The following is a 20291-nucleotide window of genomic DNA, read 5'->3' as shown; positions in this document are numbered from 1 at the left end:
TAAGGGGCATTACTACCGTCGCTGACAAGTGGCTAAAGAGGTGAGAACAGCGCCAAGCAGCCTAATGCGGTTTCGATAAGCCCGCCTGGGTGAGCCAGGCACGCTGTCAGCCGGCCGGGTGCCCGACACAAAACATGAATATGGGCTCTACCAGACCCGTATATGAATCGGTGGCCGGTATATTCAAAAGAACTGTCGGGAGGCGGGTTAAACGAAGCCCGCCCCTGAGCCCACCTCAGTCCCGCAGCGCAAGAACACCAAATTCCCGCACCCAACAACAGTGATCTCACACTGACGCATAACCATCTTGGCAGATAGAGCTCAAAAACCCGTGTCGAACGACATGGTTTCAGCTAAGAGGTCTCGTTATGTGTACCGGCAAATGCGCGGAGTACGGGTCTGTATCTCATGATCCGCCACTGAACACAACATGCCGACCTGGGTGTCACCCGCAGGCCTAGCGCGTTATCTTCCAGCCCGACGCGAGCTCCCGGTTCTGCCAGAATTCTCGGTAAATGCCATCGACACCCACCAGCTCCTCATGCGTGCCCACCTGGGCAACCTGCCCGCGGTCATTGAGCACAACTATCTGGTCGGCGGCGGTGACTGTGTTGAGCTTGTGCGCGATCACCAAGACCGTGGACTCCTGGCGCAGATAATCGAATGCGCGCGTCAGATTAGCCTCGTTCTCGGCATCCAGCGCGGAGGTCGCCTCGTCGAAGAGCACAATCGGCGCCTTCTTCAAGATCGCCCGCGCCACCGAGATGCGCTGCCGCTCACCGCCGGACAGCGAGGTGCCGCCTTCGCCAACTCGGCTTTGCCAGCCGTCCGGGAGTCGGTCGACGATCTCGCTCACGCCGGCCAATTCGGCGGCCCAACGCACCCGATCCCCGCTCGCATCCGGGTCTCCCACCCTGATGTTGGCCTCCAGGGTGTCATCGAAAAGGTAGACATCCTGGAACACCATGGAGACCTGCTTCATCAGATCTTCGGTCGTCAAATCGCGCACGTCCGCGTCTCCGACGAGTACCGCACCGGCGTCGACATCCCAGAAACGGCAAATCAGCCGCGCGATCGTCGTCTTTCCGGCACCCGACGGGCCTACCAGCGCCGTCATCGTCCTAGGCGGGACGACGAAGGAGACGCCGTCCAAAACCCGGCGGGAGTCCTCATACGAGAAGTCCACTCCGCGCAGCTCGACCTGCTGAGAGGCCACGGGCGCAGAAGCCTCCGGCTCCGTCAAGCGCTGCGCATCGAGGACGTCGACGATCGTCGCCATCGTCGGCCCCATCAGGTGAAGCGCCATGCGGGCATTCGAAATGTCAACCAGGTACTGCACCATCTGCAAGCTAATACCGATAACGGCAACCACTTCCAGCGCGGACAGGTCACCGCTGAAGGCCTGCTGAACACCGACGACGATCATCACCACGCAGATAATCTGCGAAGCCATGCCCGCAAAGAAGTTGCCGACTGCCTCTACCCACATGCTGTTGAAACCACGCCGGCGGTTCTCCGCCACGGCGTCATCCAACTGCGAATAGGGCACGCGGTTGCACGAACGCAACATCGCCTGGCAGGCGGAAAACTCAACGATTCGATCCGCGAGTTCCACGGCCGCGGGTGCGGAACACGCTTGAGCAACGGCATCCACATAGGTCAAAACCCACGTCAAGAGCGCGTAAGCGAGCAGGCAGATAGCGAAAACCAGGCCTAGTTTGGGATACCACCACAAAAGGCCAGCAAGCAGGGTCACGAGCGTGGTCGATGAGACGACGAGCATCGTGGCCATGTGCGCACTGAGGTTGCCAAGGTCGTTCACAGTGGCTGCACCCAAACGGGATAGGCGTCCCGTTACCGTGGAGGAAAACCAGCCGAGCGGGAGGACTGCCAGCTTGTCACCCACAAGGCGGTGGGTATTGCGCATAACCCCGAAAGCCAAATCATAGGAGAAGCGGTCTCGGAGAAAGATGCTGACCATGCCACACAGCGCGACCGCGACGAGAACCCACATCCAATAGGTGCTGGCGTCGCCGCCGTCAGGCCGCGCCCATACGCCTGCGAGCTGGAGCAGCGCCAACAGGCCTACACCCTGTATCACGCCGCTGACGAGGCGCGCTATCCAGACCAGCACGCGTCCGCGTGCTTCAAGCTTATTCTCGAGCCGCCGGCTCGCCCGCAGCATCGCTACGGTACCCATTGTCTTCGCCATTACTCCTCCTCCCGATCAGCACCGGCTGCTGCCCGCAATCTCGCGTACAAGTCCTGATTAAGAATCTCTTCGTGCAGCCCACAGGCGACTACGTGTCCGCCATCGAGAAGCACAATCTGATCGACGTGGCGCACCGACTGTGGCCGATGATCGATCACGATGACCGTGCGGCCAATCGTGAGCTCATTTATCGCTGCCTGAATCTGGGCCTCGCACTCCGGGTCAACCATCGCCGCCGCTTCATCCAGGATCAAAATTGGCGTATCACGCAAAAGTGCCCGCGCAATCGCGATTCGCTGGGCTTGGCCACCGGAGAGCTTGACGTCCTCATCGACAACGGTGTCATACCCGCCGGGGAACTCCATGATCTCGTCGTGGATACGGGCACGCCGCGCCGCCTCCTCCACCTCGGCAAAAGTCGCCTGCGGCTTGCCCATAACGATATTGTCGAAGACCGTGGCACGCAACAGCTGGGCGTCCTGGAGGACAAAACTCACCTGACGGTACAGGTCGTCGCGGCTGAGATCCTTCACGTCGACGCCGCCGATCAACACCTGGCCCTCATCCGGGTCAAGGAAGCGCGGAACGAGCTTAGCCAGAGTCGACTTTCCGGCGCCCGAGGGGCCCATCAACGCCGTCGTCGTGCCCGGCTCGCACGTCACCGAGACCCCGTCAAGAGCCCGCGTGTGCCCATAGTCGAGTACGATGTTGCGCAACTCCACGCTGGGCTGCGCCGGCTGTGCCGCCGAGCGATCAGGAGACGGGAGCGTGACCACATCCACCACCTCCAGCACACGTCTCGCGGCCGCGCCCGCCAACTGATAATTCCACGCCATCTGCGCCAGCAAATTGATGGAGTTAGGAAGCGAGATGGCGATCAAGCAGCCGGCAATGATCTCGACCGGCGTCACCCATCCGCCAGATACGAACCAGAATCCCCCGGCGGAGAACAACAAAACGATCACGGGCGTGGAGACGACCGCCGACGTCACCGAAGCGGCATTGACCATCGGCCGATTCCACTCCTCCATAAAATCGCAGGCGTTATTGGCGCTATCAGCATACTTTCGGTGAGCCTTACCCGTGATCCCGAAGGTCTTGACCACCTGGATGCCTTTGACGAATTCGACCATGGCCGAGGATACGGTATCGAGCTTCGCGTCGAGCTCCATCGTTTTCGCATTCATGTCCCGCACCATAACGGCATAGATAATGGCGTAGACCACGATCGGCAAGATGACCAAAAGCCCTAGCCGCCAGTCGATAAAGAACGCATACGCGGTGCTAAACAGCGGCAAAAATATCGCGATGATCGAATCCACCGGGCGGTGTGCGACCAGCATATGCAAATTTCTCACGTCGTCTTGAAGTACTTTACGCACGTGCCCCGACGTGTTTTCACTAAACCACGTCAGTGGGGTGGCGGCCAGGGAATCGATAATCCGACGCTGAATGGTCGCCGACAGGCGATTGTCCGCAATGTGCGTGATCATCAGCCCAGCAAAGTACGTCAGCAAGCCGCCGCAGAACGTAGCCAGTAGCACCACTACCCACCAGTTGACCGCAGCCCGGTCAATACTCCCGGCACTCAACGCGCCCATGAGTTCATTGCCGATGCCGACCAGAGCAACGAAAGGAAACACCCGCAAAGCCGCAGAGACGAGGGCGAGCGCGTTGCCCGCCATCAGCGCGGGCCGCACCGGGGACATCAGCTCTTTGAGCGCTTTCTGCCCCTGCTTACTCGCTTGCTTCATGTCCGCATTGCCCCGCGTAGGGCTATCGGCTGTGTGCACCATCGCTACTCCTCATCTGTTAACGAATCCAGGTGACTTGCTCCCCACCAGCCTCTAGGGGTGCAAGGCACGCCTGATGGTCCGCAACTTCGTTGATAAATTCGAGATCATGGCTGATCACCAGCACACTCTTGCCGAGCGCCGCAAGGGCACGAATCTGGCTACTAATCGCTATCAGGTGCTGATAGTCCACACCTGACGTTGGCTCATCGAACACGTACAGCTGGGCGTCGCTGGCAAGCGCGTTAGCGATGACCAGACGTTGTTTCTGGCCGCCAGAGAGCGTCATAGGATGGCGATCCTCCAGGCCCGCAAGCCCCAGATCTGCCAGCAATCCAGCCACGCGTTCTTCGCTGACGACGCCGTTTCCCAGCGTCACTTCCGCTGCCACCGATTCGGCGAACAATTGCCGATTGACGTCTTGCATGACGAGTTGGCTCAGTTTTTGCCGCCAGGCGCGGTTACACTGCTTGTCACCGAACCAGAGCTGGCTGCCCTTTTCCGCCTGGGCTAGCCCGATCAGCGTCCTGGCTAGTGTGCTTTTCCCGGCGCCGTTCGCGCCCGTCAAGGCCACCACGCTCCCGGCGGGTATCACGAACTCGGGAATGTCCAGCACCCGATGTTTGCCGTAGCTAAATCGCAGATTCGTGGCGCGGACACCGGACTGATTCTCCGCCCCGCACGCCCCGGCAAGACTCTCCGGTTTCGTCAAGGTGCGCAGGCCCAAAGCGCGACGTTCCTCATCTGGCATCGCAAAGAATCGCGCACCGGACACATCGCGGACAACACGGCCTCCCGCCATAACGACGGCACGATCTGCGATCCCATTGAGCGGATAGACGCGATGTTCGGCTATCACCAACGTCCAGCCGTCGTCTTTGAGCTTGCGGATCACGTCCGTGAAAGCGTCAATGGTTGCGGGAGAAAGGTTCGACGTCGGCTCGTCGAGCAGCAGTATTTTCTGTGGCCCGGCCATGGCCGCGCCACACGCCACTAGTTGCAGCTCCCCGCCGGAGAGTTCAGCGAGCTTTCGATCCTTCAAGGATCCGATACCCCACCGACTGAGCACGTCGGCAATCCGATCGGCAATTACCGTAGGCTCATCTCCCGCGTTTTCGCTGGCGAAAGCCAACTCCTCAAGCACAGTAGAGGTGAAGAACTGCGAACGGGGATTTTGAAAAACCATCCCGGCGCATCGGCCCAGGTGTTGAATATCCGTCTTCGTCGTTTCCTGCCCCAGCACGAGCGTCGTGCCTGCGAGCTCGCCATTGTAAAGGGCGGGAATAAGCCCGTTGAGCAGTTTCAATATGGTCGACTTGCCAGAGCCCGACGCGCCGGTGACAAGCGTACAAGACCCAGGGGGAAAATCGAGGGTTATCCCCTCAACGCCGACCACGTGAGCCGAGCCGACGGCGTCTGGATCGCTGTGATAGCTGAAGGACACGTCCTGTATCGAAGCGCTCACTTAAAGCCTCCCGCCACCAAGGAAATGCTGTTAGTCAGCGGCGTCGCGCCAAGCACAGCGGCCACCACTATCAAAAACGCCAGGTCGGGCACGCCGAAACGCAATCGCTTGAGGGTCGTCGGCGATATGGGCGAGCCCAAGCCCCGCACCATGCCGGCAGCGGTCAGCTCGTCAGCGATCCGACTGCACGATGTCAGCAAAGGAACCAGCATGTATTCCAAATACCGCAGCGGTTGGAAGACGGCCTTCCATCCCATCTGCAGGCCGCGCAGCGCCATTGCCTCACGAACCGCCTGATACTCGCGGACCACGGTAGGCATGAAACGCAAGAGCACCACGGTCGGAACAGTGATCGCGTTGGGGATACGCATGCGGCGAAAAGCGGCGATCAACTCGCCAGGGACGATCGTCTTCACCGCGTATGCGGCGACGCCGGCCGCCGTCGTGAGCTTGATCATCCAGTATCCGATGACCACGAAGAAGGCGGATACTGCGCTGGTCCACAGCTGCGGGAGGACGAACACGAGCGTCAGCCACAGCATCTGCACACCCACAAACGACGCCGTCCACCTCCACGCCCGCGCGTACATCAAGGCTCCGACAGCAACGAGATTGACCACCAGGATGGTCATCATTCCAGCCCGCGACATCGCCAACGCGTTGAGCACGAGCACAACGAGGAGCACCGTTCGGGGATCAGGGCGACGACGCCGCTCAATGTCTGCCAAAATATCGGCGCCACTCACACCTTCGCCTCGGTGGCCGACGGACGCGTTGAGAAGGAGATCTGGCCGATTCCCCATCACTTAGCGATTCCGGCTTTACGGAAGTGCCTATTGAGCACCGAGTTGCCGAACACGCCGCCGATCAGGCCGATGATGAAGACCGCAACGCCCCAGCCGACGATCATCCACGGCGAGAGGAACCAACGCATAGAATCTGCATACGCCGTGCCCATCGACTCGGCGATGTAGTTGTAGTAGCCCTGGACGTCAACGAAAACGGGGAACCAGGGCGTGACGTACCACAGGGACATAACCGCGTATCCGAACACCTTGGACACCACGGTCTTCTTGGCGAAGAGGAAGTCGGCTGCAAGGCCGAAGAGCGGAGCCAGTACCATAACGATCCAGGGGTGACCGGTCAGCAGCATCATCGCGCTGACCAACAATCCGCAGATGGCCAACGCGCCAATTTTTGGCACGCGTGCCTTGAAGAGGAAGATGACTGCCCCGTTGGCGATGATCCCAAGCGCGTATCCGACGAACATCATGGGCGGGTTTATGACACCGAGCATTCCGCAGGCAAAAACGATGATGAAGTAGATCGCCGAAAATACGCCAATATTGATGAAATCTCTAGTCTTCATGAGGACAACATCTTTCCACAGTCACTTTTGTTAGGTTATCCTTACCTAACTTTCGGGTAAAAGAGTACGCCCGAGTGACCCTAAAGTCAATACGTCAATCGGCTCGCGTGCGATCCTGCCAGGCAGTCTCGATCAGCTCGCGCAAGACACCCCTGTCTAGCTCGGACAACGGCGGAAGCACGATCGCATTATGCCCAAATGGCACGCTACCGAGCCTACTGAGGATGTGCGCGTAGTAGTCGTTGTAACGGCGCAGCACTAGCACAAGGTGCGTGCCGCGGCGCCGGAATCCGATTTCGAAACCATCCAGCGCGACTTCATTCGCGCACACGGCGCCCTTTTCGCCGAAGCCGATAACCGATGGGCCCCACATGACGGCGTCTCCCCAGTCGATGACGGCACAGGCACCTCAGACAAGAACCTGATCCTATTCGACCTCGCCGTCCTCGAACTCACCAACCTACCCGCCGTGATCCACGACTCGCCGCTGATCAAGAACATCGCAGACGAAACCGTGGAGAAAATCCTCGACCTGTACCAACAGTTCACCAAGAAGCAGGTGTTCATCGCGTTCGACAAGGAGCAGGCCTACACGCCCCGCACTCAGACTCATGTTGAACAAACCACGGTTATTCAGCTGGGTGAAGACAAGCATGCTCTCTACGGGTTCGCCTGGAACCCCGAGAACGCGAGAACTCCAGAAGAACAATGCCAAGATGAAGAAGACCTCCAAGACATTGCTGATACGCTAAGGTCAGACCAGCGGCCACTTTAGATACTCTCGACTTCCAGGTGTTGCTGAGCTACGACAAGCTGTGGCGACTCCTCAAAGAACGCGGCATGCGAAAACAAGATCTCCAGGCCGCAGCAGACATCAGTTCCGGATCAATGGCTAAACTCTCCAAGGGCGCCAACATCCAAACCAACACCCTGCTACGCATCTGCCAAGCACTCGACTGCGACGTCGCTGACATCTGCGAGGTCGTCCCCACCGACATGAAGGGAGAAACCGACTAGATGACCGCTCAACGCCTGCAGCTCACCTGGCACAACAAGGACAAGGCTCTCATCCCCACTGAGACCGGCAAGTACGGCTACACGTGGGTTGACCCCTCTGATCCGCGCTACTGCGAAACCCACACCCTCGTGCTGGACGACTATGTGCAAGGCCGCCAGACACCGAAGTCTGATGAATTTGAATACTCCGAGCGCGCTGACCTGGAGCCCCAGGATGACAACCTGCTCATCCTCGGCGAATCTGGTGACGTGCTCGAAGCGCTCACCCGCGTGCCCGAGCTTGCCGAGAAGTACGTAGGTAAGGTCAAGCTCATCTACATTGAGCCAAAGACCTCGGATTTGATAAGACCTGCCGTCGCATCCTAACCCCTGTTGACCAGTGGTTTTCTTGTTTCTTGGGCGAATCGCGGCCCTCGGCGCGCAGCATCCGGGTCAAGCCCCTGGTAGTGGTGTAACTGGTTTTTGATCCTTCGTTGGTGGTCAGGCGGGTAGTTGCATCAGTGGGTCGGTGTTCACCTCCGTCTGCGAGCTGGTGTCGGTGGTCAGGGTGAGTCGGCATCGGCTCAGGACTTCGAGGCCGAGGTAGCGACGTCCTTCGGCCCATTCGTCGGTCTGCTCGGCCAGGACGGCGCCGATGAGGCGGACGATGGCGTCGCGGTTGGGGAAGATCCCTACAACGTCGGTGCGGCGGCGGATCTCGCGGTTGAGCCGCTCGGTGGGGTTGTTGGAGCAGATCTGCCGCCACACGTCGTCGGGGAACGTGGTGAAGGCGAGCAGGTCCTCTCGAGCGTCACCGAGGTGGTCGGCGACCTCGGGCAGCCGGCCTTCGGTGTACTCCAATAGTCGGTCGAACTGGGCGTTGACGGCGTCTGCGGTGGGCTGGTCATAGACGCTGTGCAGCATGGCCTTCACGGCCGGCCACATGGACTTCGGGCACACCGCCATGAGGTTCGCCGCGTAGTGGGTGCGGCAGCGCTGCCAGGCGGCTCCGGGCAGATTCGCCGAGATCGCATCCACGAGGCCGGCGTGTGCATCAGAGGTCACCAGCCGTACCCCGCCCAGGCCGCGGGTGACCAGGTCGGCGAAGAATGTGTTCCGCGATGCCTTGGTCTCACTGGTCGCCACTTGCATGCCCAGCACCTCGCGGTGCCCGTCGCCGTTGACCCCGGTGGCCAGCAGCACCGAGGCCTTGACGACCTGCTTGTTTTCCCGAACCTTGCTCGTCAACGCATCGGCGGTGACGAAAGTAAACGGCCCTGCCTCATCCAGACGCCGGTGCCGGAACGCGGCGACCTGCTCATCCAGGTCGGCGGCCATGCGGGAGACCTGCGACTTCGACAGTGAGTCGATGCCCAGGGTCTTGACCAGCTTGTCCATGCGGCGGGTGGACACTACGGCCAGATAGCAATCCGCCACGACGGTGATCAGCGCGGACTCAGCACGCTTGCGGCGCTCGAGCAGCCACTCCGGAAAGTAGCTCCCCGACCCCAGCTTGGGCACCGCCACGTCGACGGTGCCAACCCGCGTATCGAGCGGGCGGTGGCGGTAGCCATTGCGGTAATTCGTGCGCTCGGCAGAACGAGCGTTCCACTGCGCCCCGCAGACGGCATCGGCATCGGCGGACAGCAAGGCGTTGATCATGGTCTGCAACAGCTCGCGCATCAGATCCGGCGACGCGTCGGCGAGGGCTTGGCCAAGAAGGCCGGCAGGGTCGACAATATGAGGTGCGGTCATCGTGATGACTCCATTCGAGGACTCGGTAAGAGGTTGATTCGAAGGATCACACGGTGGCCGCTCTACATCCGTGCACAACACGAATCTGCAGACGATCTCGGCCACCGAGTTACACCACCTTAAGGGGCATTACTCTTGAATGTTCGCTTCTTCTGGGCATTCGAACGAAGCGTTGCGATTAGCTTGGATCTTTTGCACTCGTCGTAACTAGCCCAATGCTCACGTGTCGTTGTACCGATTCGTGCTTTTGTTTCAGGCGAATGGTAGTTATCGCATAGCCGTTCTTTCCTTCTCTTAAGACCAGCACTGACTTTCGCCCGAAATTTAGGGTCTCGATTTTTCATTTGAAGATCCTGTCGAGTCTTTTGCCACTCGTTTTGGCAGGGAACTGAGCGAAAGAAGTGCTGAGGAACTCGCCTCTGTTGATAACTGCGGTGCCCTGAAACTCCACAGGTTTCACAAACGAAGTCGACCCTCACCACGCATCTCCTTTCACGATCCGACGCAACTGTGTTGCCCAGTCCCAGGTACGCTCCCACTGAGCGGTAAGGTCACCGAAATGCCCATACGCTGAATAATCCGAAAAGCGCGTATGTGTGCCGAGCTTCAATGCTTCGATAATTCCTGCCGGACGCAAGGGGAATACGTCGCGGCACGCCTGCTCAATCAATGCTTCGGCATAAGCGCCAGTGCCGTGCGTATCTACGTCGAACGCGACAGGGTCTGCTTTACCTATCGCGTAGGAGATGGTGACGTGGCATTGCTCAGCTAGGCCTGCATCCACCACAGACCTGGCGATCAGCCGGGCCATGTATGCACCAGAGCGGTCGACCTTGGAGTGGTCTTTACCCGAGAACGCCCCGCCACCATGGGGTGCAAGCCCGCCGTAGGTATCGACCATGAGCTTTCGGCCAGTCAGCCCAGTGTCTGCGGCAGGGCCACCCTCGACGAAACGCCCTGAAGGGTTTATCAGGATTTCGGTGTGTTCGTCGATTTCGATCTCGCGGCACTCCGCCGTGATAACCAGCGAAATCAGACGCTGGTTGAAATCCTCCACGTTAATGCCTGGCTTGTGCTGGACCGAGACCACAATCGTGGCGATACGTTTAGGGGTTTCGCCGTCATACTCAACAGTGACCTGGGCTTTCCCGTCCGGTCCGAGCTCTGGGATCTTGCCGTCTGTGAATGCTTGATCGAGACGCTTGCAGATCCGGTGAGCATAAACCAGTGGCAACGGGAGTCGTTCTTTGCTCTCGGCTGCGGCGTAGCCGTAGACGGTGCCTTGATCGCCAGCACCAACCATTACGTGAGAACTCGTATCACCGTGGCGTGCTTCTAAAGATTTATCGACCCCGCCAGCAATATCGCTCGATTGGCAGTGAATTTTGGCGCGGATGCGGAACCGGCGCGGATCATAACCCACATGCTCAAGCGCTGCGCGTACCAGCATCGGAATCTCAAGCTTTGCCTTGCAGGTGATCTGGCCAGCGACATAGATGCGTGCTTTGGTTGCCATCACTTCGACAGCCACCCTGGCGGCAGGGTCTTCGTAGAGGGCACGATCCAAAATGCAGTCGGCGATGTAGTCGCACAGCTTGTCCGGATGCCCGGCGCGCACGCTTTCAGTGGTTTTCAACGACATATACAACTCGCTTTCATAAATTGATATGGGGTGGGAATAAAAAAGTGAGCGCCAGCTGTGCGGGCGCTCACTAAGACGATGATTGAGAAGTGGGTCAGAGTTAAGGCAGCAGGGTGTGTTCGATGCCGTCTAGGATCACATCGATGACGAGGTCGTAGTATTCCTCGGACATCGCTTCTTCTTCATCAGGGTGTGAGAGAGGCTCCAGGTAAGAGTTGACAATACTGGTCAGTCCAACAGATTGAGCCATCATAGGCTCAAGCCTGACAAGCATTTCGTGCAGGTTGTGGCGAGGCTGGATTTGATTGGATGCGCGCAGGTTTCTCGCTCCGATCGTGTGGATGATCGAGTTCGCGATAATTGTGTAGGCCACAGGCGAATTGTCACCAAACCCAGCTTCTTGTAGTTTGGCCCAGGCTCCATCGATCATCGGCAAAAACTGTTCGGTGAACTTGCCCCGCGCGAACCTGTCGGTAATCCCTGGATATGCTAACAATGCGGGGCGTAGATTGTGAGCCATAGCTCGAAACCAGGCTTTCCATTCAAGGTCCGGGTCGGGAACTTCAATCCCGACACATACCCAGTCTACAACAGCATCACAAATGGCTTCCTTGTTTGGAAAATAATGATAAATCACTGAGGGAACCACGCCCAGTTCACGGGCAATGTCCCGTACTGACCATCCCTGAACGCCACTGATCGCGCTTAACTGTACAGCTTGTTTGACAATCAGCTCGCGTGATAGCCCAGCCCTTCGCCCCGTTAGCACAGTGTTCATAAGGTGACCCTAACTTATTCCTTGACCCTTACTAGAACACCATTCTACAATATCCCTAAGTGAAACAGTGTTCTAGTAATGGAGTGTAGTGATGCCTGACCCTCGTAGTGATAAGCCGGCACAGAGCTCTATTGATCCAGGAGCGCAAGCGAACCTGGTAGTGGGAATCGTTTTTCTCGCCTTTATGGGGCAAATGATTCTCAATCCGATCATCGCGCCACTGTCACGACAGATGGGATTGCGGGAATGGCATATTGGCGCCACTATCTCTTTGGCAGCGATTGTACTAGCGAGCTTGAGTGCTTATTGGGGGCGAGCTTCCCAACGTGTCGGCGCTAAACGTGTACTCGCTGCCGGGCTTGTGATCGCGATCATCGCTTTGAGCGCCTTCGGTATTGTCTCCTACCTGGGGATGAACCAGGTAGTTGGCGGTGTCGGACTAGTTTTTGGTGTTGTGATCACTCGTGGTTTGCTCTATGGCGGAGGGATTTCAGCGATCGCCCCGACCGCGCAAGCCCACCTGGTCACGCATGCTGCCAGCGAGAACGGGCGGGTAAAAGCACTGGGCATGATTGGAGCGGCTCAAGGGATGGCCTCCATTGTTGGAGGTGTTACTGGAGGTGTGTTAGCCGCTGCTGGTGGCCTGCTCTTGCCCTTGGTGGTCATGCCCGTTGTGATGGTGATTGGTCTGGTTGTTCTCTTGGTGAGTTTCGCACCTCAAAGCCAAGGGCAACTTTTTGCAAAGCCTCAACGGATTCGCTTCACTGATCCGCGTGTCGCTCCCTGGCTAGCAACTGGCCTGGTGATGTTTCTTGTGTTTTCTTCTGTTGCTACGATTTTTGGATTCACTGTCCAAGACCGCTTCGCCCTGTCGGCAACTGCGACCGCAGGTATTTCCGCGATTTACCTGACCATCATGGGCGTGACCATGATCATTGCCCAAGCGGTGATTGCTCCAAAGACAGGGTGGGGAGCAGCGAAGCTTTTACGTACTGGTCTGATCATTACACTAGTTGCAACTGTGCTCATTTGGCCTACCTCCTCGCACGCTTTACTGGTTGTCGGGTGTATCGTGCTGGGGGTAGGTATGGGACTGGCGATGCCCGGGTACAACACTGGCCCAACCTTGAAGATGAGTGCAGATGAGCAAGGCGCAGTGGCTGGCATCATCAACGCTAATAATGGGTTGGCGTACGCGATTGCCCCGCTGGCTTCGACCGCCCTTTACGGGTGGAACCCGCTGGCACCCTTCGCCGTCTGTATCGCCTTGATTGCAGTGGTCGTCATCTACGCCCACACCGCACCCGCACTACGCCAATAACTATGAGCGTGCCTGAAGTAGCCGTTCCATCACGTTATCCGCCGGTGTCGGCCCCGAGTAGTCCACGAGACTGTTGGCTTCGACCACATCGAAAATCTCGTACCAGAGCGTATTCGCCTGCTTGCTAAACGACTGAGACATGGCCACGAATGGGGACGCGATAGCCGCCCCCGTGGTCGGATGCTTACCCAACAGGCCAAAATCGGAGATTGCTTCTTCGCATTGAATGAACCGAGCAAAATTCTGCGCATACGCTTCAATCAGCCGTGGAGCTACGAGTTTTTCGCAGCCGCGCTCCTTGAGCCAGTTCCAGGTATCGCGGTAGATTACGTCAGCACCCAAAGGGTTACCATCACGCTGCACCGCCGCCAAATAAGAGCTAGGCTCGCGCATCACGCTATGAACTGCCCCGGGTTTTGTTTCTAGGCGTTTGCCCTAGTTTTTATTTTCTCTGATACGTCGGTGATGTGCCAGTACTCGTTCTCGACCTCGACCGGCGTGCGGTAGCCAAGGGCTTGGTGGAGACGGATCTGGTTCCACCAGTTCACCCACTCGAAGGTAGCGATCTCAACCTCAAGAACGTCTTTCCATCGATGGTTATTGATCAACTCGTTCTTATACGAGCCGTTGACGTTCTCGGCCAACGCATTATCGTAAGAATCCCCAACGCTCCCAGTCGATGGAGTAATCCCTACATCGAGCAGTCGCTCGTTATACACAACACTGACGTACTGGCTACCGTGATCACTGTGGTGAACCAGTCCATTGGTCTCCTTCGCGCTTGTGATCGCTTGATTCAACGCCTGTAGCGGTAATGCTTCAGTGCGCATGGAATCGGACAATGCCCAGCCCACGATCTTACGGCTGAACACGTCTGTCACAAACGCTGCATACACGAAGCCTTTCCGGGTGCGAACATAAGTAATATCCGCAACCCACAACCGATTCGGCCCAGGGGCACGAAAATTGCGATGAACCAAATCCGCTCTGCTATCTTCCCGCCTCGCTTTGCGTGTCGTGAGTGGGGAGCATCCCTTCCCCTTCCCGGATACTCCTGCCAGGCGCATAAGTCTAGCCGTTTGCTCCCTGCCAACACTGATCCCCTCACGAGTAAGTGCGTGCCACATTTTCCGCACGCCGTAGACGCTGTAATTGTCAGCATGAACCTGTTGAATGTGCTCTATCAACGCAGCGTCACGAAGACTGCGAGCACTTAGTCCGCGAGCTTTGGCTTGGCGGTACCCGCGGGAGGTGATGAAACCTCCTTCACGATTATTTTTCAACGTCTCACAGATGAACACGGGCTGTGAAACGATCACGATACCTATCGATGAACGTAATCATTTCCGACGTTGGGGGTCGAGTTCGGACGCGAAAAAAGCCGACGCGGCTTTCAACAACTCGTTCGTATCGCGTAGTTCTTGGTTCTCTCGGCGTAGCCTGGCGTTTTCGGCAATCACGTCTTCTTCAACACGAGTGATAGCCCCATCCCGGCGGGCCTGTTGAACCCACTGGCGGGCTGTGTGCCACGAGACACCTAGTTTCGGGGCAACTGCTTGGCATGCTGCTTGCATCGATAGATTCTCGGCAAGGATGCGATCCTCAACAAGACGAACCACACGATCTTTCGCTTCCTGATCAAATTTCTTCGCCATAATCCAGATTTTCCCATCTACTCAAACGGAACAAAACCTGGGGCACTTCACAGATGACATCACGTGGACGCTACTTCCCTTGGCTGCGCGAACCCCAAGCGAAACGATCCGCTCGCTAAAAGTCGATGGGGACGTAAGGTCTGCGGAAGTAGTCGAAGACTTTCTTCGTGATCTACGGCAAATAATTGGTGAAGCCGAAGACCTCGGTGCAGACATGGGACGCATCGCCATGGTGCAAGAAATCAACCTACAGTCCGGGAAAAAGATCAGCCGAGCTGATCTGGAAGTGGCTATCAATCAGAGGGCTGCGACCACTATCGTTCAACGCAAAGTCGACCCCAACGAGACCCATCCATATTCCGCAACTCAACTTATCGAGCGAGCTAATCGGACTAGAAAGAACAGCAGAAAGCTAACTAGTTATGACCTGACCTGTATGCCGTGGAAACATAACCTGCGCGAGAATAGCCAGTTCGCCTGGCGGGGCAAGCACAATCTCTCCTGCGTCTGGTCAGGACATGCCTTGAGCTTCCTCAAGAACCAAACGGACGAGGATTTCGCCCGTGCCAGGGAGGAGTACAAGCAACACCTACGAAACAAGAAGCTCAACCAGAAGTGAGGGATTGGCACGAAACCTTCTTACCCCTTACCCATATCTTTTGACGCCACACCCTAAACAATTTGACGATGCCCGATACTTTTTGACGGAGCCCCATACATTTTGACGCCCTCGGGGTCGAGACGCCCCGAGCTACCGCCTGAAGCCCAGATTCACCAGCCGGACTAGCCTCATCTATCGCCCACTACGCCCACCCAGCAGGCAGCCACTCTCAAGAAACCGCCCCCCCCCGACAAGCCAAAACACCGCCCGTTCGGGCAACACAAAAGGACGCTCACTTTGTATCAAAATGAGCGTCCTAGTGGTGGAGATGCAGGGAATTGAACCCTGGTCCGATAGCGCAAAACCCAAGTCTTCTCCGGGTGCAGTTTGCTAAACGTTGTTTTCGGCTCCAGCACTCACGCAAACAAGTCGCTGACGAACCTAGTTAGCTAAATATGTTTTGCCAACCACTAACGAGCGGGCAAAACAGCGGCTTTCAAAAACGACGCCACGAATCTAGCGCGAAAGCAACGCTAGTGTGACGGACTTAGGCGCTCGCTCAGGCGGCGAGGGCGAAGTCAGAATGCTGCTTATTGGCAACTAATTTTTTGCAGAGAATCGTTAAAGAGATGACTCTACATCCTCTACCCGCTTCCCTTCGGCAGTCACTACCGTCGAAACCGATCATCCCCATATTTAGTTTTCACACCGCATCACCCGAGGTCATGCGAAACTATGCCCTTACATTACCGTGTTCACGGCAAAAAATCTAGTGCCGCCCTTCCAGAACTTCCAAAACTTTCGCAACCCTCGCAGCTTTCACAGCTTTGGCGACTTTGGCGACTCTCGCAACTCGCACAGATCTCACACCAAGCTCAACCGATGCACTAGCTCGCCTCACATCAGAACCCGCTGAGCGCAAAGCGATCTAATAACGCTGCTTCTTACGTGCCTCAGACATCGCCCGCTCGGCTTCGCGCTGGTCTTGGCGGCGTCGCAAGGTCTCGCGTTTGTCCCATTCGTGCTTTCCATGTGCCAGCGCAATCTCAACTTTCGCCCGACCGTGAATAAAATACAGTTCCAACGGCACCACAGTCGTGCCCTTATCGCGCACTTTCAAAGCGAGCGAACGAATCTCATCACGATGCAGCAAAAGCTTGCGCTTTTGAGTCGGCTTATGATTCGTCCACGACCCCATCGCATAGATCGGAATATTGGCACCGATCAGCCAAGCCTCTCCATGCCGGTCGAACTCAATCCAGGCTTCAGTGAGCGAGGCACGCCCCATTCGCAAAGCTTTCACTTCCGTACCAGAAAGTACCAGCCCAGCTTCGTAAACCTTGTCTATATTATAATCGTGGCGCGCCTTTTTGTTACGCGCAATCACGTGTTTAGCATCAGCTTCAGCTTTGGCTTTCTGCGCAGGAGTCAGTTTTGGCGCAGATTGACTCTTCTTAGCCATGCAAACCTCCTCCTTATCAATACACGTATCAACACACGGCAAACGCCGTCAGTGCGTGCACTCTGTAGTGCAATTACACAGGCAATACTTTAACAACACAAGCACCCGCGCGTCGAACTGTCGAAAAACTTCCCAGCCACCCGCACTGTCCTCGCCGTAGCGCACCGCACGCAAGGTGCGACCACCGCTTGACTCGCGACCACGCGTCGTCTGCCGTTAGTAATCGCGCTGCGTGAAGCCCGGAAGCGTCATCGGATCGATGGCGACGCCGTCTTTCCACACCTCGTAGTGCACGTGGCAACCCGTCACGCGACCCGTCTGACCAGTCGTGCCAATAACTTGCCCTTGGCTCACCTGCTGCCCCACCTGCACACCGATCGTTGTGAGATGCAGATGCACCGTGATCCACGACGAACCGTTCACCACGCCATGGTTGATCCACACTTGGTTGCCGCCAAAACCACCTACCGATGCCGGCACAGTTTTCACGACGACGCCGCCCGCACCTGCGCGCTGTACCTCACCGCACGGAGAGCGCAAGTCCACGCCCTCGTGATAAGTCCACGATCCTGTGACCGGATGATAGCGCCGACCCATAGGCGAGGTCACATACACTGGCGCAGGAATTGGCGGGTGCAGCCAATAAGCGCCGCCAGAAGTGTTGGCAGTTCCACCATTTCGTCCAGCAGCTGCAGCTTCAGCCGCCTTTCGCCGGTTCTCTTCATCAATTTTGGCGATCTCCGTGGCAATTGCTTGCCGCTCGGAGACTGTTTGCAAAATCGACGCATTCGTTACATCTTTGAGATTTTCAAGAGCGCGATGTTGATTGTCGATTTTAGCAAGGAGCGAGTTCAATTCACCGCGCTTTTGATCGGCGGTGGCTTTTCGCTCTTTGTTCTGGGCAACGAGGGCATCTGCCTTAGCCTTTAGCTCCTCAATAGTGCTCTCCACCGCGCTTTGACGGGCTTGACGATTCTTGGCACTCGCTGTCGCCTGCTCATGTTCGGTGAGCGCAAACGTCTGCGTGCGCGCAATAGCCGAATTGATCCGGTAGGAGTCGATAAAATCCTGCGCTGAACTGGATCCAAAAACTAGATCCACAGTGCTCGGACCAGTCTCACCACGATAAGTTGCCCGAGCAAATTCTCCCAAAGACTTTCGTGACTGCTCAGCGGCGTCTTTAGCTTTATCAATATCGCGAGAAATATTGCCCAGTTCGGCTTGAGCAGCGCTCAGCATCGCAGCATTCGCCTCTGCCTCACGCTGGGATGCAGAAAGTTGATTTTGGGCATCAAGTACTGCCTGTTCAGCAGCGGGAAGCTGGGATCGAGTCTTTTCAAAGTCCAGATACGTCTGTTGAATATTGACGTCGATTCCCTCAAGTTGCGAGGTCAGAGCATCGATACGTTTCTGCTTTTCGTTCTGCTGATTAACGAGATCGTCACGATCCGCCGCATTAGCAGGAATATTGACTGCTAACCCGGTGAATACCAGCGTGAACGCCGCAACTGTTGTTAAGAACTTCTTCCTCATAGAATGCAAACTTTCGGTCGGCTTCTAGACTCGCGTGTACCTTCTGAGTGCGAAGAATGAGGCAAAGGAGGCAATCACAATTGCCGCAACAAGCAAAATCGGGCTAAGAATTAGCACGTCCTTGGTGCCCACAATCTGCACCCACGTAGAACCAAACCAATCCTTGATCAGGAATTCCACCACAGTCCACAAACTCAATATTGCCAGCACGGCTCCGACCAGCGAAGCAATAATTCCTTCGAGTATGAACGGCAACTGAATCATCTTATTAGAGGCGCCAACGTAGCGCAGAATTTCTGTTTCATTCCTGCGGAACATCGCCGAAAGCCGGATCGTTGATGGAATGAGCAGCATCGCAGTAATCACCATGACCACAGCCAGACCACCAGAAACCAAGGTGAAATTGTTGAGCGTATTAAACAGTGGCTCAAGTTGTTTTCTCTGGTCGACGACGGATTCCACGCCCGCGCGTCCCTCCAGAGCGTCCGCGACCACCTTGTATTCTTGCGGGTTAACAAGCTTCACTCGGTAGGAGGGTTGCATTTGATCGGCAGTCATCGCGTCGGCCCAGGCCGAATCGGCCATCTGCTTCTTGAAAGCCTTCAACGCGTCGTCTTTCGATTCAAAATAGACTTCAGCAATGTAGGGCTTCATTTCCTTGGTTTCAAGGAATTTGGCAATATCGTCAATCTGTTCTTGAGACGCTTCACCTGCTGCGCACTGGGCACGTTGCGAATGTTGCGGGCACATAAATGCCGACACTTCAACCTTGTCGTACCAGTCATTTTTGAGATTCCCGATCTGGGTTTGCAACAAGATCGCAGCGCCGATGAAGAGCAAGGATACGAAGGTAACCAGCGTTACGGAGAAGGCCATTGCTAGGTTGCCACGCAAACCTTTGACGGTTTGGGAAAGAATAAAACGTAACTTCATTACCGAGCTCCTCCGTATGCTCCACGCTCCTGATCGCGCACAATCCGACCATCAGACAGCTCCACGACGCGTTTACGCAGCTGATCAACAATCGCACGATCATGAGTGGCCATAACTACCGTGGTTCCTTGACGGTTGATTCGATCCAAAAGACGCATAATACCGAGTGCCGTCTCGTGATCGAGGTTTCCAGTTGGCTCGTCTGCCAGCAACAACTCGGGGCGATTGACCATAGCGCGGGCAATAGCAACGCGTTGCTTTTCGCCACCCGATAGCTCATACATGCGGCGGCTTTCTTTGCCATCCAGTCCAACCAACTCGAGAACCTTTGGCACTTCTTTACGTATGGCGTGTCGCGACTTTCCAAGCACTTGCATTGCCAAAGCCACATTGTCGAATACGTTCTTTTCAGATAGCAATCGGAAGTCTTGGAATACGTAACCAATTTGCCGGCGCAAGAAAGGCACTCGACGTGCCGATACTCCTGCTAGATCTTTTCCAAGCACGAATACTTTGCCTGAGGTTGGCGCAGTCTCAGCGGATATCAACGAGAGCATCGTTGATTTGCCTGATCCTGATGCACCAACGAGAAAGACGAAGTCTCCCCGCTCGATAGTGAGAGACACTTGATCAAGCGCAGGGGCTGCCCCTTTCGCATAAAGTTTCGTAACATTTTCAAAATTGATCATTACTTTTCACGCCCTAGCAACGGGTATTGGTCATTAGTTACCTTATTGTTATTTATTTTGGACAGAACAAGGCGCGCCGATGAGGCA

General features: G+C 56.5%; 18 protein-coding genes, 1 other RNA gene and 2 pseudogenes. 5 read left to right on the top strand and 16 right to left on the bottom strand.

Annotated features, from left to right (window positions below):
• Positions 1–457 precede the first annotated feature (457 nt).
• The 6 genes from JOD55_RS04755 to JOD55_RS04730 form a co-directional block, all read right to left on the bottom strand.
• Entirely contained in the window at positions 458–2212 is a 1755-nt protein-coding gene (locus JOD55_RS04755; RefSeq protein ID WP_204398930.1) for an ABC transporter ATP-binding protein, read from the bottom strand.
• Positions 2212–4008 (bottom strand): ABC transporter ATP-binding protein, encoded by a 1797-nt coding sequence (locus tag JOD55_RS04750; protein ID WP_204398929.1) that lies wholly within the window; start codon positions 4006–4008, stop codon positions 2212–2214. The genes JOD55_RS04755 and JOD55_RS04750 overlap by 1 nt, the downstream gene beginning before the upstream one ends.
• Before the next feature lie 16 nt (positions 4009–4024).
• The gene (locus JOD55_RS09335) at positions 4025–5470 is read right to left on the bottom strand and encodes an ATP-binding cassette domain-containing protein (protein ID WP_204398928.1); all 1446 of its coding nucleotides are present in this window, start codon (positions 5468–5470) and stop codon (positions 4025–4027) included.
• Positions 5467–6216, bottom strand: a complete 750-nt coding sequence (locus JOD55_RS04740; protein ID WP_338022198.1) for an energy-coupling factor transporter transmembrane component T family protein — start codon at positions 6214–6216, stop codon at positions 5467–5469. The genes JOD55_RS09335 and JOD55_RS04740 overlap by 4 nt, the downstream gene beginning before the upstream one ends.
• Positions 6217–6272: 56 nt before the next feature.
• A complete protein-coding gene (locus JOD55_RS04735; RefSeq protein WP_204398927.1) occupies positions 6273–6839 on the bottom strand; it encodes an MptD family putative ECF transporter S component in 567 nt (188 codons plus the stop codon).
• A gap of 94 nt (positions 6840–6933) precedes the next feature.
• Complete coding sequence (locus JOD55_RS04730) at positions 6934–7212, bottom strand: hypothetical protein (RefSeq protein ID WP_204399786.1); 279 nt, start codon at positions 7210–7212, stop codon at positions 6934–6936.
• Here JOD55_RS04730 and JOD55_RS04725 point away from each other — a divergent pair.
• From JOD55_RS04725 to JOD55_RS04715, 3 genes are read left to right on the top strand one after another with little or no spacing between them, the layout of a single operon-like run.
• Complete coding sequence (locus tag JOD55_RS04725; protein ID WP_204398926.1) at positions 7108–7614, top strand: DUF2326 domain-containing protein; 507 nt, start codon at positions 7108–7110, stop codon at positions 7612–7614. The genes JOD55_RS04730 and JOD55_RS04725 overlap by 105 nt on opposite strands.
• Positions 7615–7631: 17 nt before the next feature.
• A complete protein-coding gene (locus tag JOD55_RS04720; RefSeq protein WP_338022197.1) occupies positions 7632–7856 on the top strand; it encodes a helix-turn-helix domain-containing protein in 225 nt (74 codons plus the stop codon).
• Positions 7857–8222 (top strand): hypothetical protein, encoded by a 366-nt coding sequence (locus JOD55_RS04715; protein WP_204398924.1) that lies wholly within the window; start codon positions 7857–7859, stop codon positions 8220–8222.
• A gap of 114 nt (positions 8223–8336) precedes the next feature.
• On the opposite strand, the gene JOD55_RS04710 is transcribed toward JOD55_RS04715, so the two are convergent.
• From JOD55_RS04710 to JOD55_RS09115, 3 genes are all read right to left on the bottom strand, one after another.
• Positions 8337–9590 (bottom strand): IS256 family transposase, encoded by a 1254-nt coding sequence (locus JOD55_RS04710; RefSeq protein ID WP_204398923.1) that lies wholly within the window; start codon positions 9588–9590, stop codon positions 8337–8339.
• A 475-nt stretch (positions 9591–10065) separates the two neighbouring features.
• The gene (metK, locus tag JOD55_RS04705) at positions 10066–11232 is read right to left on the bottom strand and encodes a methionine adenosyltransferase (RefSeq protein WP_204398922.1); all 1167 of its coding nucleotides are present in this window, start codon (positions 11230–11232) and stop codon (positions 10066–10068) included.
• Between the two features lie 100 nt (positions 11233–11332).
• The gene (locus tag JOD55_RS09115; protein ID WP_239538963.1) at positions 11333–12010 is read right to left on the bottom strand and encodes a TetR/AcrR family transcriptional regulator; all 678 of its coding nucleotides are present in this window, start codon (positions 12008–12010) and stop codon (positions 11333–11335) included.
• A 91-nt stretch (positions 12011–12101) separates the two neighbouring features.
• Here JOD55_RS09115 and JOD55_RS04695 point away from each other — a divergent pair, with 91 nt between their 5' ends.
• Positions 12102–13331: an MFS transporter gene (locus JOD55_RS04695; RefSeq protein ID WP_204398921.1), complete on the top strand. Its 1230-nt coding sequence runs from the start codon at positions 12102–12104 to the stop codon at positions 13329–13331.
• On the opposite strand, the pseudogene JOD55_RS04690 reads toward JOD55_RS04695, so the two are convergent.
• Together JOD55_RS04690 and JOD55_RS04685 are read right to left on the bottom strand one after the other, a co-directional pair.
• Positions 13332–13724: pseudogene (locus tag JOD55_RS04690) on the bottom strand (P27 family phage terminase small subunit); the annotation flags it as partial.
• Between the two features lie 29 nt (positions 13725–13753).
• Positions 13754–14986, bottom strand: a pseudogene (locus JOD55_RS04685) (IS3 family transposase).
• Between the two features lie 79 nt (positions 14987–15065).
• Between JOD55_RS04685 and JOD55_RS04680 the strand changes: the two are divergent.
• Entirely contained in the window at positions 15066–15605 is a 540-nt protein-coding gene (locus tag JOD55_RS04680) for a hypothetical protein (protein ID WP_204398920.1), read from the top strand.
• A gap of 302 nt (positions 15606–15907) precedes the next feature.
• On the opposite strand, the gene ssrA is transcribed toward JOD55_RS04680, so the two are convergent.
• The 5 genes from ssrA to ftsE form a co-directional block, all read right to left on the bottom strand.
• Positions 15908–16279: a transfer-messenger RNA gene (ssrA, locus tag JOD55_RS04675) on the bottom strand.
• Between the two features lie 236 nt (positions 16280–16515).
• The gene (smpB, locus tag JOD55_RS04670; protein WP_204398919.1) at positions 16516–17049 is read right to left on the bottom strand and encodes an SsrA-binding protein SmpB; all 534 of its coding nucleotides are present in this window, start codon (positions 17047–17049) and stop codon (positions 16516–16518) included.
• 216 nt (positions 17050–17265) lie between these two features.
• Entirely contained in the window at positions 17266–18582 is a 1317-nt protein-coding gene (locus JOD55_RS04665) for a M23 family metallopeptidase (RefSeq protein ID WP_204398918.1), read from the bottom strand.
• A gap of 24 nt (positions 18583–18606) precedes the next feature.
• Complete coding sequence (ftsX, locus tag JOD55_RS04660) at positions 18607–19515, bottom strand: permease-like cell division protein FtsX (protein WP_204398917.1); 909 nt, start codon at positions 19513–19515, stop codon at positions 18607–18609.
• Positions 19515–20204, bottom strand: a complete 690-nt coding sequence (gene ftsE / locus JOD55_RS04655) for a cell division ATP-binding protein FtsE (RefSeq protein WP_204398916.1) — start codon at positions 20202–20204, stop codon at positions 19515–19517. Before ftsE ends, ftsX begins: the two co-directional genes overlap by 1 nt.
• Positions 20205–20291 lie beyond the last annotated feature (87 nt).

The organism is Arcanobacterium pluranimalium, assembly GCF_016907845.1.
GTDB classification, from domain to species: domain Bacteria; phylum Actinomycetota; class Actinomycetes; order Actinomycetales; family Actinomycetaceae; genus Arcanobacterium_A; species Arcanobacterium_A pluranimalium.
This window is presented reverse-complemented; position numbering and strand designations above follow the sequence as displayed.

Bases quoted from the DNA above. Each gene is read 5' to 3' on its own strand.
- JOD55_RS04695 (WP_204398921.1), top strand. From the start codon at position 12,102: ATGCCTGACCCTCGTAGTGATAAGCCGGCACAGAGCTCTATTGATCCA.
- JOD55_RS04735 (WP_204398927.1), bottom strand. From the start codon at position 6,839: ATGAAGACTAGAGATTTCATCAATATTGGCGTATTTTCGGCGATCTAC.
- JOD55_RS04665 (WP_204398918.1), bottom strand. From the start codon at position 18,582: ATGAGGAAGAAGTTCTTAACAACAGTTGCGGCGTTCACGCTGGTATTC.
- ftsE (WP_204398916.1), bottom strand. From the start codon at position 20,204: ATGATCAATTTTGAAAATGTTACGAAACTTTATGCGAAAGGGGCAGCC.
- JOD55_RS04730 (WP_204399786.1), bottom strand. From the start codon at position 7,212: ATGTGGGGCCCATCGGTTATCGGCTTCGGCGAAAAGGGCGCCGTGTGC.
- JOD55_RS04750 (WP_204398929.1), bottom strand. From the start codon at position 4,008: ATGGTGCACACAGCCGATAGCCCTACGCGGGGCAATGCGGACATGAAG.
- metK (WP_204398922.1), bottom strand. From the start codon at position 11,232: ATGTCGTTGAAAACCACTGAAAGCGTGCGCGCCGGGCATCCGGACAAG.
- smpB (WP_204398919.1), bottom strand. From the start codon at position 17,049: ATGGCTAAGAAGAGTCAATCTGCGCCAAAACTGACTCCTGCGCAGAAA.
- JOD55_RS04710 (WP_204398923.1), bottom strand. From the start codon at position 9,590: ATGACCGCACCTCATATTGTCGACCCTGCCGGCCTTCTTGGCCAAGCC.
- JOD55_RS04715 (WP_204398924.1), top strand. From the start codon at position 7,857: ATGACCGCTCAACGCCTGCAGCTCACCTGGCACAACAAGGACAAGGCT.
- JOD55_RS04755 (WP_204398930.1), bottom strand. From the start codon at position 2,212: ATGGCGAAGACAATGGGTACCGTAGCGATGCTGCGGGCGAGCCGGCGG.
- JOD55_RS09115 (WP_239538963.1), bottom strand. From the start codon at position 12,010: ATGAACACTGTGCTAACGGGGCGAAGGGCTGGGCTATCACGCGAGCTG.
- ftsX (WP_204398917.1), bottom strand. From the start codon at position 19,515: ATGAAGTTACGTTTTATTCTTTCCCAAACCGTCAAAGGTTTGCGTGGC.